This window comes from Sphingobacterium sp. MYb388 (assembly GCF_037479535.1).
In the GTDB taxonomy this organism is placed as follows: Bacteria; Bacteroidota; Bacteroidia; order Sphingobacteriales; family Sphingobacteriaceae; genus Sphingobacterium; species Sphingobacterium anhuiense.
This window is the reverse complement of the sequence record NZ_JBBGYV010000004.1, coordinates 46658-63179: the sequence shown is the minus strand read 5'-3', so window position 1 is coordinate 63179 and position 16522 is coordinate 46658. Positions and strand designations below refer to the sequence as shown.

The 16522-nt window shown below is 36.3% G+C and carries 16 protein-coding genes; 3 read left to right on the top strand and 13 right to left on the bottom strand.

Going from position 1 to position 16522, the window contains the following annotated elements:
* Positions 1–19: 19 nt before the first annotated feature.
* The 5 genes from egtD to WH188_RS13950 form a co-directional block, all read right to left on the bottom strand.
* Positions 20–1012: an L-histidine N(alpha)-methyltransferase gene (gene egtD, locus WH188_RS13970; RefSeq protein WP_339424162.1), complete on the bottom strand. Its 993-nt coding sequence runs from the start codon at positions 1010–1012 to the stop codon at positions 20–22.
* A gap of 20 nt (positions 1013–1032) precedes the next feature.
* The gene (locus WH188_RS13965) at positions 1033–1995 is read right to left on the bottom strand and encodes a zinc-binding alcohol dehydrogenase family protein (RefSeq protein ID WP_339424161.1); all 963 of its coding nucleotides are present in this window, start codon (positions 1993–1995) and stop codon (positions 1033–1035) included.
* A 10-nt stretch (positions 1996–2005) separates the two neighbouring features.
* Positions 2006–2404, bottom strand: coding sequence for a YybH family protein (locus tag WH188_RS13960; RefSeq protein ID WP_339424160.1), 399 nt, complete (start codon positions 2402–2404; stop codon positions 2006–2008).
* Between the two features lie 43 nt (positions 2405–2447).
* On the bottom strand, positions 2448–2669 hold the full coding sequence (locus tag WH188_RS13955; protein WP_339424159.1) for a tautomerase family protein: 222 nt from the start codon (positions 2667–2669) through the stop codon (positions 2448–2450).
* 199 nt (positions 2670–2868) lie between these two features.
* Positions 2869–3111: a hypothetical protein gene (locus WH188_RS13950; protein WP_339424158.1), complete on the bottom strand. Its 243-nt coding sequence runs from the start codon at positions 3109–3111 to the stop codon at positions 2869–2871.
* A gap of 226 nt (positions 3112–3337) precedes the next feature.
* Here WH188_RS13950 and WH188_RS13945 point away from each other — a divergent pair, with 226 nt between their 5' ends.
* The gene (locus tag WH188_RS13945) at positions 3338–3754 is read left to right on the top strand and encodes a nuclear transport factor 2 family protein (protein WP_339424157.1); all 417 of its coding nucleotides are present in this window, start codon (positions 3338–3340) and stop codon (positions 3752–3754) included.
* Positions 3755–4091: 337 nt separating this feature from the next.
* Here WH188_RS13945 and WH188_RS13940 read toward each other — a convergent pair whose 3' ends face one another.
* On the bottom strand, positions 4092–4763 hold the full coding sequence (locus WH188_RS13940; RefSeq protein WP_339424156.1) for a DUF2461 domain-containing protein: 672 nt from the start codon (positions 4761–4763) through the stop codon (positions 4092–4094).
* Positions 4764–5569: 806 nt separating this feature from the next.
* Between WH188_RS13940 and WH188_RS13935 the strand changes: the two genes are divergently transcribed.
* Both WH188_RS13935 and WH188_RS13930 read left to right on the top strand, forming a co-directional pair.
* The gene (locus WH188_RS13935; RefSeq protein ID WP_339424155.1) at positions 5570–5923 is read left to right on the top strand and encodes a hypothetical protein; all 354 of its coding nucleotides are present in this window, start codon (positions 5570–5572) and stop codon (positions 5921–5923) included.
* 104 nt (positions 5924–6027) lie between these two features.
* The gene (locus WH188_RS13930) at positions 6028–6492 is read left to right on the top strand and encodes a YdeI/OmpD-associated family protein (protein ID WP_339424154.1); all 465 of its coding nucleotides are present in this window, start codon (positions 6028–6030) and stop codon (positions 6490–6492) included.
* 226 nt (positions 6493–6718) lie between these two features.
* On the opposite strand, the gene WH188_RS13925 is transcribed toward WH188_RS13930, so the two are convergent.
* The 7 genes from WH188_RS13925 to WH188_RS13895 form a co-directional block, all read right to left on the bottom strand.
* Entirely contained in the window at positions 6719–7546 is an 828-nt protein-coding gene (locus tag WH188_RS13925) for a helix-turn-helix domain-containing protein (protein WP_339424153.1), read from the bottom strand.
* A gap of 52 nt (positions 7547–7598) precedes the next feature.
* On the bottom strand, positions 7599–8096 hold the full coding sequence (locus WH188_RS13920) for a TetR/AcrR family transcriptional regulator (RefSeq protein WP_339424152.1): 498 nt from the start codon (positions 8094–8096) through the stop codon (positions 7599–7601).
* A 790-nt stretch (positions 8097–8886) separates the two neighbouring features.
* Positions 8887–10173 carry an aspartyl protease family protein gene (locus WH188_RS13915; protein WP_339424151.1) on the bottom strand — a complete coding sequence of 429 codons (1287 nt, stop codon included), beginning with the start codon at positions 10171–10173 and terminating at the stop codon, positions 8887–8889.
* A gap of 90 nt (positions 10174–10263) precedes the next feature.
* Entirely contained in the window at positions 10264–11409 is a 1146-nt protein-coding gene (locus WH188_RS13910) for a TlpA disulfide reductase family protein (RefSeq protein ID WP_339424150.1), read from the bottom strand.
* Positions 11410–11425: 16 nt separating this feature from the next.
* Positions 11426–13063, bottom strand: coding sequence for a S41 family peptidase (locus tag WH188_RS13905; protein WP_339424149.1), 1638 nt, complete (start codon positions 13061–13063; stop codon positions 11426–11428).
* Complete coding sequence (locus tag WH188_RS13900) at positions 13053–15056, bottom strand: TlpA family protein disulfide reductase (protein ID WP_339424148.1); 2004 nt, start codon at positions 15054–15056, stop codon at positions 13053–13055. Before WH188_RS13900 ends, WH188_RS13905 begins: the two co-directional genes overlap by 11 nt.
* Positions 15057–15152: 96 nt before the next feature.
* Positions 15153–16517, bottom strand: a complete 1365-nt coding sequence (locus tag WH188_RS13895) for a RagB/SusD family nutrient uptake outer membrane protein (RefSeq protein WP_339424147.1) — start codon at positions 16515–16517, stop codon at positions 15153–15155.
* Positions 16518–16522 lie beyond the last annotated feature (5 nt).

Genomic DNA, 16522 nt, shown 5'->3' with positions numbered 1-16522 from the left:
AATTACAAATGGATTAAAGTTAGATTACTTGCCAAACGGCATCTAAAAACCAATGGTTGTCATCCGTTATTTCACGCATACTTTTAAAACCAGTATCGTGAGCAAGTTGTTTGATTTCAGATGAAGAGAATTTCTGTGAAATTTCCATATGTATCAGCTCATCCCGATAAAATGATAAAGTATGCCCTTCAATTTGGACCATCTGATCATGGAGACTTATCAAAAAACTTCTACAGGCACCTGTCACAGGATCATAGGTTTGATAATGCTGAAATTGCTTTAGATCAAAATCAGCTCCAAGCTCACGATTTATACGCGACAAGAGATTGAGATTAAAAGCAGCAGTAGTACCCGCTTTATCATTATAGGCTTCTAATATTGTATGTGGATTTTTCTTCAGGTCAAATCCAATTAAGACAATATCACCTTTAGCAAGCTTTCTATTTAGTTGTTTACAAAATTCATGCGCTTCTGCTAACTCCATATTACCAATATTACTGCCCAGAAAAAGAACAACCTTCTTACGTTTCGAAAGGCGTTGCGCCTCCTCAAGCATATCAAAGTATTCACCTTCTAGACAGGTAATTTTCAGTAAAGGCATTGCTCCTTTTAGCTTATTATCTAAAACCGTTAAGATATTTTTGGAAATATCGATCGGCATATAAGAAAAGTCGGCATTACTATCTATCAGATATTGCAACAGGTAGGATGACTTCGTGGCATCACCGGCGCCAAGTTCAATCAGATCAAAAGGTTCTCCATGTGTTGAAATCGCTGCGGCGAGTTCGGCAGTCTTGCTACGGAATATATCCAGTTCACATCTCGTCAGATAATATTCTGGCATATCCATGATACGCTGAAACAGCTTATCGCCAAAAGAATCATAAAAATATTTTGATGGAAGCCTTTTAGGATTACCCGTTAAGCCCGCGATAATTTCCGCCTGAAACTTTTCTTCGGCGCCTTTACCAGTAACATGATATTTATTTTGTATTGCACTAGATAACTCCATTTTCAAAAATTTTTAAATATTTAGACCAGTACAACTATTTTACCGCCACCTGCGTTACTTTCCATAAAAACATGCGCATCCACAATTTCCTCAAATTGAAAGAAACGTTTCACAACCGGAGCAATTAGCCCCTTTTCAATATCATCAACAAACGTCTGAAAATATTCGCCTTCCACACGAAACTGCCCACTGTCATAAATTGTTAAGTTTACAGTTGCTGGAATAAATTCCATTGGAGCAAAATCGGGTATAGACCATTGTTCAGAAAGCATACCTGTCATACACACGGTTCCTCCTAGTTTAACGCATTGTAAAGAATCTTTTAAAGTCCCAGCACCAACGAGTTCCAGCACCTTGTCAATTTCAGGTAGACCATTAACTTTCATGGCTAAGTTCCCGTCATCGATCAGGACCAGGTCGGCACCATGATCCAAAAGAAATTTTTCTTTATCAGGATTTCGTGTGGTAGATACCACATGTAGTCCATATGCCTTGGCAAGCTGAGCAGCAAGAAGCCCTACAGAGGAGGTTCCCCCACGGATTAAAAGCGTTTCTCCACTTTGTATTTTAAGCGCAGCGTGTAAAGAACCATAAGCGGTCTGAAACATTTCTGGAAGTGCCCCAAGTATTTCCCATGGGAGCTTACTTTCAAATGGAGTAATAATGGACAACGGCAAAACTGCATATGTAGCATAGCTGCCATCAAAATCACGTCCCATACCCCCCATAAATGCCGCCACCTGTTGCCCCCTCCTTAATTGGCCGGAAGGATCATGTTCAACCTCTCCTACACATTCAATTCCTAACACACGTGGTAATAAAACATCGGGAGAGAGTCCTTTCCGCGTCATCAATTCAGAGCGGTTCAATCCAAAAGCCTTCACCTTTATTAAAACATGACCAGGATTTACCCCAGGTAAGGGTTGATCCACCTGTTTTAAATTTTCGGCAGCACCGGTCTGATATAAAACAATTGCCTTCATCCTGTGCGAACTATATAGTGAGGCTTGGACTATTATTAAAAATATAACGGTATATTTTCCAGCTATTTTCTTCTTTTCGCAAAACAAATAAATCACGGGTCTGTTTCATCACAGCATCATGCGTAGCGCTTTCTTTCATACTGGTTTTTGCTGTTGCCGATACAAATGCAAAATTTTCTTCCACCTCAATTTTTTCAATGGTGTATTCAATCTTAAAATCAGTTTTCCTAAGAAAATTTGATGATTTTTCGGGAGATAGGTCTTGTTTCGTTAATGTTTTAAATCCCTCGGGCATGAACAGCCCCTCTTCAGAATAGAACGCCCCTATTGATGCTGTCTGTGCATCATTGATTGCAAGGGCATATCCCTTTAATAGTTCGGCAATTTGGTTTTCTACTTGGTTTTCCATAGCGGATATATTTATATTTAAACTCTAATAATACCGGATATGATTAATATCCGGGTTTTTTGTAAAGATCATCTAGGTGCGGAATTATCTCTTTGTTATAAACCTCCTGCATCCATTTATCTTCAGATACTTCATCAATTCTAATTGATACAGCAGCATCTGGTTTTCCTGTAACACTCATGATTACTTTTGTAATCTCTGCGGCAAGTTTTACTTTTTGTTCCTCCGAATCGGCAGGATACATTTTAACAACTACGTGTGGCATATATATTTTCTTTTAAAGTTTTAATAAATCATTTATCATCTGCACTATTAAGATCAAAGCATGTAATATAGGTCATCTCTCACCTTCCGATCTACTTCTACAAAACTGAGAACAAAAAAGAACCTACACCCATAAACTAGTTTAAGAAATAACCTTAAACTAGTTCAAGAAGTTTTGTGCATACTTTATCACTTTTTCCTCATTCTTCCCAATAGCCTGCTGTCACATAACTCACGACCGTCCCCACAACAGCCATTAGTGCTGTATGCATGATATCACCCAAAGAAAAGCTTACCCAGATCGAACAGAGTATGCCACCTAAAGTACCGATACGGATATCATTGGATTTCTCATCCTGTACCCAATTTTCTTGATTAGTAAGGAGTCCTTCTGCTGTCGGCGGGTCTTCCTCCTCTCCTATATTCTCTTTATCCTCCAGCACAGTCGGACGGTCAACAGGAATTTGATAAATGGGTACAGATTAAGTCTGTCTTTTGTATATGGTAATTATTACGGAATCAATTGTTCTTTTCAAAGATATTTTACCATTTTCTATGATATAATGCTATTTTGTTAAAGCTGTTTAGTTACCTGCGAAAAAACTATGCAATATTTTTTCGCAGCTAACATATCAGTAACAAATTTTCACAATTTAAAATTAATATATCATGAAATTATTCTTAAGCTTTGTCAGCTTCCTATTTTTATCCAGCAACTTAATGGCGCAGACGAAAACAAAAGAGAACCAAATCAGAAAGTTAGAAAAAGAATGGACAACCCTCTTAGATAAAAAAGATACAACCGCATTAAAATCAATTTGGACCGAAAACTATGTTGTAAATAATGCAATGGGAAAAATAGTTAACGTTAATGACATTTTAGCTTTAATAAAGCGTGGCCATGTTTTTCCTAAAGTTGATCGGGTTGTGGAAAAGATCACTTTTCAAGACGATCTAGCAATTGTAATGGGAAGTGAGCAGGAACATAGTAAAGATGGAAAAATAAAAAATCGACGATTCACGAATATATGGATGGCTAAGCAGGATAGCTGGAAACTAGTCGCGAGACAGGCCACGGGAAATTAAAGTGTCCTATCCAATCGACTAAGATTCAGCTACACGAAATATTTCAGACGTCTGTTCAAACTGACGACAGGCTTGATGCCCCATGATTTTAGAAATTCGAACTGAAGATATTAAAAGTAAAAAACAACAGAATTTTATTAAGCAATAGAAACTACTAGCCTGATCTAACATTATATCAAACTAGTAGTTCAGCTATTTGATCTTTTGTTCTAATCTACCTAAAAGTCTATTTTTAGGTAATTCATAGCTGTGCTCACACATGCTTTAATAACAAAACTGTCAACAAAATTTATGATACTTATTTTATTTTAAAATAGGTGACGTGAAAAATCTATTATCAATCCTTTAAAGCAGTATTAATAAACTGATTCAGATCCTTTGCTGATTGATAGCAAGCTATGATTTCTTTTAAATTATCTTCTTTTGTGAAAAAAATATTTTCAAGATTCCGAGAAACATAGAAATCTTTCATCTTTAAAAATTCAAGTGCAGGATTATGTTCATCAATGTTACGTGGTATTCTTTTTAGATACTTATTGGATACGATTCCATTAGGAAATTTTGCAAGCAGCTTTTTATCTGAAACAAGTCTGTTCCAGTCCTTTAAATTAAAGTCTATCTCCTGATGTAATTTCCTTAAGTTTTTGTTATCAGGTTGAAAGGACCCTGCACCAATACTGCATTTTCCTGGTTCTATAATTAGATAATAAACTGCATTGCCACTCTTTCTTCCATCTTTACTGATAACAGCATATAAATATGTCTTATAAGGGGATTTATCTTTTGCAAATCGTAAGTCCCGGTTCATTCTTGGAATACAACTTTTGACTGTCAGATTTGATGACAGAATATCCTGATCGAACTTACCAATTTCTTCAACAAGTAGAGAAACAAGTTCTGTAAAATTCTCTAAACACTCGTTATATTCATCACGATGTGCATTCATCCAATCTGTATTATTATTTTTTGCCAACCTAGATAAAAATGAAAATGTATCTTTCTTTAACATGAGATAATATGTGTTTTCGTAACCGTTATCATATAATTTATACTTTATGTTTTACTAACAAAAGCTTAGTATGGTAAATTTACTTCAATTTTTCCTTCAATTTTTCCTTCCAATAGCTCTATTTATAAAAAAACTCATGCTTTTAACTAAAAAAATAACCTCTTTTTAATCATGGATAACTTGTATAAATTTAGAAATGCAAATTCAGACATCTTTGCATTTGATCACGTGATGGAAACATATATGTCACCTATTAAATGATCAAATTAAATCTAGAAATGATAAAAAAGAATAATTTTCAATATCTTGCACATAGGCAAAAAAAAGCTTCAACATATTATTATTTTTTTGATCTTTACCTAAGTGAGCTTGATTGTGGTGGCAAAGAATCTGTGTAGCTCCTACATATTAAACTGTGCCAATTGACAGTACTTATTTCATAAATTCAGTTTAAAATCATGTTAACGCAATTTGATAGACTTACGATCTACGATACAATAACCTCAACCCAAAAAGTTGTCGTAGGTATCGATCTTACAAGCTCTGAAAAGAAACCATCAGGCTGGGCACGCTTGCAGCGTGGACTGGTGGAAACAAAAAGACTGCGTAGCGATCAGGAAATTATTGAGCAAACCATTCAATATAACCCACATGTTATTTCTATTGACGCCCCCCTTACACTGCCTCGAGGTAGGCTTACAGTGTTTGATGATGATCCTGGAAGACAGGAATTTGGGATTACCAGGCTGTGTGAACGGTTACTGTTAAAAAGGGGAATAAGATCATATCCGCCCCTCATAAAAAGTATGCAAAAACTCACATTAAGAGGTAAAATGCTTTCTTCACACTTCAAACAGCTTGGATATACTATTATAGAAACTTTTCCTGGCGGATGTCAGGATATACTTGGATTGCCACGTAAGCAAAAAGGCTTAGAAGAATTAATAACAGGTATTTCCCTATTGGGGTTGAGAGGTGAATATCTCAAGACCAAAATCAGCCATGACGAGGCAGACGCCATTACCGCAGCTCTAGCCGGAGTCTTTTTCCTTGGCGATCAATATGAGTCCATCGGAGACCCTGAAGAAGGTATAATTGTAATACCTAGATTGAAAAGCGCAATTAGTGTTTCCGACGTTCCGGTATCAACACAAAAATAATGGAAACCAATGCTCTTATAGGTTCAAGATCTCAGTTTTGCATCAAAGAGCAAATGACATACAATATTTGAAAACATAATTTTAAAGTTTAATTACTCTTTATCATGAAAGAACTACTAAAAAACAAAAAATTAAAGATACAACATGAACCAGGAAAAGGTGCCTGGACTTACCACCTGGTCATTCCTGGGACGAAAGATATCAGGGGTAGATGGGGGTTTATTAAAGTATCGGGTACAATTGACGGTTACGAGTTCAAGGACATGAACCTTGCTCCCCTAAAAAATAACGATAAACGTATTTCACTAAACGGCACGATTCGGAAAGCGATCAATAAAAGCGGTGGTGATGAAGTCATTGTAAACATGGTCAAAACATCTGATGATAAACTTACCAGTGAAGATGAGATCAAAGAATGTTTTAAGGACGCAGATGTGTACAAAAATTTTAAGGATTTACCCTCTGACGAACAGAAAGTGGTCATTGATGACATCATTTCACAAAAGACAGAAAATGCACAAGAAAAAAGGATCAATGCACACATTAAAGAACTGTTATCAATAAAATAAAGAGGTCTTTCTGACCATAGTTTTCAGGAGCTATTCTATAATCTAGGGTCACATTTTCTTTAACAATAAGCTGCTTATAACATCTACAGAGTATATGTGTTTTAAATTGATAAAATTTAATAAAATTTTTATACGTTCTACAAAACTTACTATTCTGCATCAATATTTCTGATCATAAAATTACTAACTGTTTATATAAATTGATGTGTTTACTACATGTACTTTACTAAAATTCATTTTTATCAAGCTGCTTACGGTACAGTAATGGTGATTTACCTACCATGTTCTTAAAAAATCTACTGAAAGTTGCGAAATCTGAAAAATTTAGTTTGCCCATCACATCTTTAATAGACAAGCTTGAAACATTTAGTAAAATAACTGCTTCTGAGATTACGATTTCGTCTAATATTGATTTTGGAGTTTTCCCAGTCACTTCCTTAACAATACGACTTAAATGTTTTCTCGAAATAAATAATTGATCTGCATAATATTGAACAGATCTAATAGTTTTAAAATTAATGGATACAAGATTTAAAAATTCCATTACCATCCGGTTTTTGTGTTCAAATCCTGTATTTGTTTTATCCAAACTTCCACTAATTTTTGCACTTATTTCATAAAACAACAACATCAATGTCATTTTAATTATTTCCATTCGGAACATCAGATCTTCCTGGGCAGTATTTTGGTTTTCCAAATTATGGAAATATTCATAAAAACGATTTGACTCTCTTGATGATAATAAAAGTATAGTTTCACACTCACGTCCTAATTTTTCCATTGAATAAGCTTTGTATATCGGTAAACTCATTTTTTGAAAAAAGTCAAAATCTGTAAATAGGGTGTACATTTCAATATCTTCCGAACAATCTAAAATCTGCATCACAATCATAGGAGATAGAAAATAAATACTATCTTGAGAAAGAGTATGCTCAACAAAGTTTAAGGAAAATTTTAAAGTTCCTTTTCTAATTAGACAGACCCCCAAATAGTCAAAACGAACAGGTTGTTGCAGGAGATAGGTATCAATCTCAGTTTTAAAAGATTTTAACATTAAAAGTCCCCCATGAACGCGATTATCCATTGTTTTATGAAACAGGAAATCTTTAAAAGAGAATTGATTTATCTTCGTTACCATTTACTAATCCGTTAGTAATACTATGCTTAAAATATGATATTTCACCCTCAGAAAAGAAGTTTTTTTCTAAAAAATCTTCTAATAATTCATCTTCGTGGCGTTTAATTGTTTTTTTCAATGGATCAAAACGCTTTGGCAAAAGATCCTTCGTCGTGTAATATTGACATAAAATCGGGTTATTTTTATAATACATATTTTTGAACGCAAGCAGCTCTTTCAAAAATTCTTCTCTATTTTTCACATGTATATAGTTCATTCTCATTAGCGCATAACACTGCGATATTTGATGAAATATTGCTAATTCCATTATACCATAAATGTTTCCAAAGTACTTAAAAAACGTTGATCTTGAAACATGGATTGAATCAACAATATCTACAACTTTTGCTTTTTGGAATCCATGAGTAATAAAAACCACTTCTGAATCTTCAATAGCTTGTAAAATAAAATTCTTCTTTTCTCTCATTTCCTTTCACAGGATATATCCATTTAAAATAACTAATTTACCCATTTCCCTAAAAAATTTGAAGCATGTTGCTCATCATCCAAAAGCTTACTTTCACCTTGTATTTGATCACACTTTGCCTGTACTTTACCCCATTAAACATAAAGCCCTTTTAAAATATTACTGTTGCTGTCAAAACCTAATGTTCAGATTTGTTGTTATTGTTTAGGTAACAGGTGTCTTGTCTTAATTCAACAGTTGTCACATACCCGACAGATGCCGACTACATGTTTATCAAAACTTCATCACAGGTTATCACTGCTTGTATAGATATTTCAAGGGCAAGATATATACGAAAGGACTTACTTTTGCTCTGACATACAAAAACTAACGAGTAATCCTGACACCTTTAGTAGTAGTTAGACCGCTTTACTAATTCAAATACTTTTCGTTAATTTTTATGAAAACAAATATAAAACTGTAATTTTCTTTTGAAAAGGCAAGAAGATACATCAAGTTGATAAAAAGACGCATTTAAGAACAATGATTTAAATTTTATAAAACATTTTTTCTGAGAGAATTAGTATAAAGAAAAGAACGACCATGCATATAATGGCCGTCCCTCACTTTTACCTTATAATAACGATGTAAAAATAGTTGGATATAAAATTTTAAAAAATACAGAAAGACGCTATTTGTAGTTTAAAAGTCTACATATCTCACTATCAAAACTAATAATTTTCCTTTTTACTATCGGGAATTGACGTTCATCATTGAAAAAATCCTTCTATTAAAATAACTGTTAAAAATTTTAGTACAGATATAAGTTTCCCTTTTGAAAATTGAATACCATCTTAAATTGTTTTAAGAATGGTGTACCTAAGAGTCCGACCATTGGAAGCTGTTGATCTCCCTTTCCTGCACCTATAGCTTGTTCCGTAATAACTGTTGACATAGGGGTTAAACTCAGTGAGTCGATATGTGCTTCTTCAAGATGCGCCACTTCACTCTTGGTCTGACTATTTCCCACACCTAGCAGACTTGTAGTCTTTCCTTCAAAGCGTAAATAAGGCATGAGTTCATGTACAACTTCGTTTTTAAGTAAATTAGTATTTGCTCCACAATCTATGCCCATGGGGTAGCTTCTCCCTCCAATATTTAGATCGATAATCGGAATATGCCGTCTCATTTTTATAGGAATAGTAGCAAGAGGTTTACCATGTTTGAAAGTTAATCCTGCTAAATGACCAGCCCTATCTACTCGCTCTAAAAGCAGCTCATGTTTATCATAATCTATCGAAAGCTGAAAAGCACTGAAGATACCGAAACCCATTAGTCCAAAAAGAGGGCCAACCACTAACTCTTCCTGATCCATCTCCGCCATTGACACCGCTGGAGCATCCAGAGAGTTAATGACCATTTCACCCCAGATCAAATGATTGCCGGTAGACCAATTCACATCAGACATACTGCCCCCCATACCCGTAAAATCCAAGTTTACATCCTTATTTATAGCATGCTCAGGTACATACTTTTTTCTAAGCATAATCGATGCAGCTCCTGAATCAAACATAAAAAATCCATCGATTCCGTTTAATATTGCTGGAACATAAATTAAATCATTGATTAACTTAAACTTGACACGCATAGTATCCGGCATAATTGTATTAGACAATGCCGCAGCGAGCGCCTGTGTCGGATTGGCCGTTAATTTTACCTTAATAATCCCAAGCTCGACCATTTTGCCATCTTTATTAAATACAAATGTAGGTTTCCCACGACCTCCATTTCTATAATTTATCAATAGCGAAACAAAGTGGTCCCCACTTGCCATTACAGAATCTGTAATCCATTCATATGTATCGACACCTTGGAAATTAGCAAGTATATCTGGGAGAATGCGCTGCTTATCAATAGTCGAAGGTAAATTGCCTATTGTACAGGAGTCTGCCATCATTTTCAATAAACCAATGCTATTTTTATTATTTAACAACACTATGATTTTTTGAATATCTGCCTGTACCGCTTTCTCTTGCGCATGACAAAAACCGATCAGAGCGGCATATAAAATTAAGACGGCGATTATTTTTTTTCTCATATCAAACAGCATAATTGATTATAAAAAAGAAGAGCCGCTTTGAGAGGCGGCTCTTTCCTTTCTAACTAGATATATATTGAGGTTATTATATTATTTTCCAAATATCTCCGCAAGTTTATTATCCAGCTCTTCCCCACGTAAATATTTAGCAATGATCTTTCCATTCGGATCCACCAAAAAATTCATCGGTATTGCCTTCACATCATACATCACACCCGCTTCATTTTCCCATCCTTTAAGATCACCTACCTGCTTCCAAGTCAAGCCATCATCTTGTATCGCTTTTAACCATTTTGCTTTATCTGCAGCTTTATCCATAGACACACCCAATATTTCAAAGCCCTCTTTCTGGTATTTGGCATAAGATTTCACCAGATTAGGGTTTTCACGTCGACAAGGTGCGCACCATGATGCCCAAAAATCAATCAGAACATATTTACCTCTATAATCAGATAATTTAACAGGCTTACCATCAACATCCGGCTGTATAAAATCCTGTGCTTCTACCCCTTCACTTGTTTTTTTCACTAAAGCTATGCGTTTCGCTAGATCCTGACCAAGAATTGAATGCTGTAAACTTGGGTCAAGCTTTAAAAACACTTCTTCGGCCTTGATAGCATCAAATTCAGGAGGTAAAGTAGAATTAAAGGCCATTAGCGCCATATAACTCTTCGGATTTTTGGCTACATAATCCATTTTTGCATCAATCGTAGCTTGTTGAATAGCATCAGCACGCTCCTCAAGAGATTTGATATATTTTGGATCTTGCTGGTCAGCCAATGATTTGGATTTATACTCATTATTCAAAACTTCATATTGATCATAGATCGGTTTTAGAAAAGCATTTACCTTTTCATTTTCAGCATTCAATGGTGAGCCAGCTATTTTAGCATGCTTAATAGAATCCGTAGAAATCAACTTTATCGTAGCTGCTTCAATTAAAAAAGGCAGTATATCCTGTTTCGGTGGTTTTGCTGGATCAAAAGGAGCATCATCATGAACAATACGCACATGCGCTTCCATAGGAGAAGGAATGCTACCTTTAAATTCAAAGTTACCATTCTTTATTTCTGTAGAGTCAATTCGTTCTTTTCCATCATAATTTAAGCGCAGGTATGCCTTTGCTGGTTTGTTTAATTTACCAACTGTTCCTATTACGGTATAATTTTGCTGTGCAAATCCAAAAGCCGGCAAAGCAAAAGCTAGCATCAAAGCCCATTTCATATTTTTCATCATTAATTTATTAAGTATTTTATTTTTTACCTACTGTTCCTGTATTTAATAACTGTTTAAAAAGATTTTCATCTCGTAAGACAAGTAATCCTTGTCTAAAACTTTCGTTTGCCTCATTACGAATTCGTGCCCTGTAGTCTCCGCCGGTGTACAGCAGCGAAGCCACTTGAGCTTTCAATTCCGTGTCAATAGCCTCGTGTGAAGCCTTATATTTTTCTCCTGGTATTTGGATTGAAAGTTTACGACCTGCATTCACCAACTGCCCATGAAGCTCTTTAGCAACTTTAAAGCGCTTATTAAAGCTTTCAAAATCGGGAAACGCTTTTAACAATGCAGCTCGATTTTGCTGTACAAATTCAAATCCTCCTTTAGCGACCACACCTTTATTCATCAATTGCGACATCCATGTGCTGTATTCATTTGTATCAATAGCTACAAATCGATCAGGCATAATTCCACCACCTCCGTAGACAATTCTTTTATTATTAAGTGTTGTAAATTTTAATGAATCGGGAAATTGTACATGTCCTTCTTCCAGCAATTCTTTCGACTCCATACGTCTATTAAAATCCTCGAAATAGTCTTCTTTTCCCTTAGTGTAGGGCTTCTGAATAGAGCGTCCCGAAGGCGTATAATATCTTGCACCAGTCAGCTGCATCTCTGAACCATCCGATAAAGGAACAGGTTTTTGCATCAAACCTTTCCCAAAACTGCGACGTCCGATAACAACTGCTCTATCCCAATCCTGCAATGCGCCAGTCACGATCTCACTTGACGATGCTGTGGATTCATCTATCAAAACCACCAGTTCACCTTCATAAAACTGACCATACCCTCCTGTAAAATAATAATCTTTACCACCCTCGTTTGGCACTGAATAGAAAACAATTTTTTCTTTTGGCACAAATTCATCCACTACACCAATTGCAGATTCCACATATCCGCCGCCATTGCTCTGTAAATCCAAAATGAGTTTTTTCATACCCTGCTCTTTCAGCTTTTTTAATGCTTCATCGATTTCTGGACGTGTAGTACGGTTAAAAATGGACAGCGCTATATATCCGATTTCTTTATCGACCATATAACTTTCACGCACCGATTTTTCCAGAATATTTTCTCTAACGATCCGAATATTTTTGATTTCTGGATTACCTGGAGATACGACCCCTAACGCTACGGGCACATCTTTCTCCCCGCGAAGTTTTTCCATCACCTCTTTATTCCCCCATTCTTTACCCGTAACTGTTTCGCCATCCACTGTCAGAATTTGGTCACCTACACGGATTCCTGCTCGCATGGCCGGACCATCTGGATTTACCATTGTGATAAAAATCTGATCATTGTCTTTCAAAAACTGAATCCCTATCCCCGCAAAGCTTCCACTCATTGCTTCGCGCATAGCCTCCGCCTCTTCTCTACTGGTATAACGAGAATGCGGATCCAGATCAGCAATCATCGCTTTTATTGCTGCGTCTACCAGATGCTCCTCATTAACCTGATCGACGTAATTTTGCTGTATCAGTTTCAAAGCTTCCTCAAATTTATATTTCGGATTCATCTGCGCCTGTAAAGACAGACTTAGACCAACCATCCCAACGAGCAAACCTGTTGCTTTCCTATTCATAATATGTGATTTATAAAACTGTTTATTTTTCATTTTTTAAGATCTCTACCGCCAGCGATAGCTCATCCATCAATTTACTAGGACTACCCGAGTATCCACCAGAACAGTAGCGCACACGACCATCTTTCACTATGATCTTACGTGGAATAGACGAGTCACCAAACAGCGGTACCAACTGTTTAAACACCAAATCCTGCTCATTAGTGGTCGGATTTACCGAATCATGCAATAAGTTGAATCTATATCCCTCTCCACGTACATAATTTACCGACTTGCTTTTATAATCTCCCGTCTGCATGGTGCCCAACATATAGATGCCTACTGCTTTATCATTTGCGTATTTGTCTGCCAAGAGCTGCATCCCCGGAAATGCCATGATACATGGACGACACCAAGTAGCCCAAAAATCTACGACAACAATTTTACCCTTCCAATCTTCAGGAGTTAAAAACAATCCATCTGCAGTTTCAAGACGAAAATCTGGCATTGGATGGTTTACCCAATTATGATCCACATAAGCCTTCATCTCGGCCTTTTCTTCGTCCGATTTTAAACGAGAGAGATAAGCCTCATATTCTTTTCCATCACCATTATGATTTTTTAGATAGATCACTTTCAATTTTTCAAACATGCGCGGTGTCATCGCATTATACCTAGCACTCATCTCCAAAAGAGGCAAGATCTGTTTATCATCGTTAAGACCTTCCAATACCTGAAGATTGATCTCATTCAATTCAGCGTTGTCATATTTCCCTTTTTCAGAAAGTTCCAAGAAATACTTGCGTGCCTCTCCATACTTTTTAAGATCATTTAAAAGAGAGATATGAGTAAACAATCGCTCATCCAAGTTTTTTACGACATTAGAATCTGCCTGTGCTTTAGTATCAAAATCCTCTTTATAAGAGTTATCTCCTTTTCTCGCAATGAGCTTAGGCATAATCGCCTCAGCAATGTTGTACAAACTATCTTTTCCTACCATGTTGAACATATAAGCCCGCATGATATTCCAGCGCATCAACTCATTTCCTGTTCTAAAATCAAGATCATCATAAAGGGAAATAAATTTATCAAATTGCTTAGATTCGAAATACGACGATCCCAATCCACGATACACAGCATAATAGATAAAATTTTGTGCATTCGGTTTTTTACGCCATTGTTCAATTGGAAAACGTTTTAAAAAATCTTCATAAGAACTGATTACCTCCGCTTTGTCTGGACTGGATCCTTTAGTATTCGTAAAAGCGATAAACCGTGCCGTAGGGCCATTTGGAAAATCAGCATTTACCCGTTTCTCTAAGCGTGAGATCAATGCTGCGTCCTTTAACCGACCATTTGCATAATTATAAAACAAGCCCAATGTTTGATCATCAAGTCCTTTATCAGCAAGCGCATCGTTGATCAGTTTTTGTGCATAGATAGGGAATGCATCACCAAGTGCTAACTGTTGCAAATTCATAAAAGACTGAAAATAGTTTAAGTAATCTTTTCCTGACAATGCATACTCTTTAGCACCCAAAGTTTTTAAATACTCAGGTGCAGGTACTGCAGGAGTATTGGCATAATAATATATGATGTCACCACCAGTTATGCTAGGTACCTGAAAAGCAGCTTCAGCTAAGTAACTGCCGGCGATCGCTTTTCCTTTCTCATTTTTCAAAGCAACCGCATAACCCCTATCGTTATTATTATCCGCGGCATCCGGTTGGTTGATATCCCCCTGATAGAATTTTACGCCTATGAAAGCCGTCGTCGAACTAATAGGCACATCAGCCGTCCATACTCCAGTACTGTTCTTCTTTAAAGGAAGCACAGATTTGCTCCAACTAAAATTGTTAAAGACAAACACATTAGCGTTCACCTCATCACTGAATTCCAGATCCTTATCCTTCGCATTGTACACAATCTGCACAACATCATCTATTTTGGAGTTTTTCTGTTTAAAGACACTGCTATCATAGCGAGGCTGTGCATATAGCACAGCCTGCACGAGACACAACAGTAAAAAAATCGTTTGCTTTTTCATCAATATATAATTTGTTATTTATTCTTGATGAAACAATCATGAACAGTATCCATCACTATTTATGAATCCTACCCATGATGTTTCATGTTATTGTTATTATCTAGGGTTCTGACCAATTTCAGGGTTAAGCGTTAGCACCTCCTGATTGATAGGATATACAAAACGTGGGCTATTGGCCTGCAAAGTATAGGTTTGCCCATTCAGAGTTCTAGTGACTGGTTTATAGTAATCTGCATCCAGAGTCAAGCGCCTCATATCGTACCAACGTAAATCTGTCCCGACAAATTCGCGACGACGCTCATCCATGACATATTGCAGCAGATCTGCCTGGACATCAGTTACTGTCAATGCAATATATTTAGTTGTTGAAAATCGTTTTTTCCGTAGTATGTTCAACATTTCAACAGTTTTAGCTGCATTATTTTGGCGTGCATATACTTCAGCTCTATTGAGATAGATTTCAGGCGAATTCAAGCCTACATAAGCATTGTAATAATAAGTTCCGTTAAACTGTGGCTTAATATATACATAACCTTTAACCGTATTCTCTTCTCTACCGATAAACATTTTAAAACGAAGATCATCGGCATTATATAAAGATATCAATTCAGGATTGAGAGGTCCCCTGACAAATCCGGCACTTGTTTTAGATAAGAGCACCTCTTTATCATCGACAAGTCTTGGATAAGTTGCGGTATTAAATTCTTCCAAATTATACACCGTCGGATTCAACGCCAAGGCGAGATCCGCATATCTTCCGCTCTCTTCAAAATTGCGCATGGTCAAGTACACCCTTGAAATCAATGCATAAGCAGCAATCTTTGAAGGATGGTAATTAAATGACGGAAAATTAGGAAGGTCAGCTATTGCTACAGTAAGGTCTTCAATAATCTGTTCATAAACACGAGACAATGGCACCCGATTTAAGCTTTGAAACAAATCTGGAGTTAATAATAACGGCACACCTTGCTGACTCGTTGCTTTTGTAGGATCGTAAATAGGTGCATATTGATTTGCTAAAGAAAAATAAGAAAATGCCCGATGCACACGCGCTTCGGCGGCTATGCTACGTTTCTGTATTTCGCTACCATTTTGACTATCCATTACACCAGTCAAAATCTCATTGGCAATATAGATATGTTTATACAAATTGTTCCATGCTACATCTTGTTGATTATCGAAATAGAAGTAATCATTCCATAAATAAGCACGTTGATAGATATCACCCCATGCGATAGATGCTGACTGTGCAACAGATGGCGCTATATTGTCACTGGTAACAAGGGGCAATACAAAAGAACTTTCAAAATTGCCTTTATTATTGACCAAGTAACGGTAGTCGTCCGTCGTCTTCAAAGTACGTCTATCATTTTGGTCTACCTCCACATACTTTCTGCAGGAGGAAGTTATTAGAACCCCCGAGATAACCAAACTATAGAGTATAATATTTTTGATTTTCATAGCTT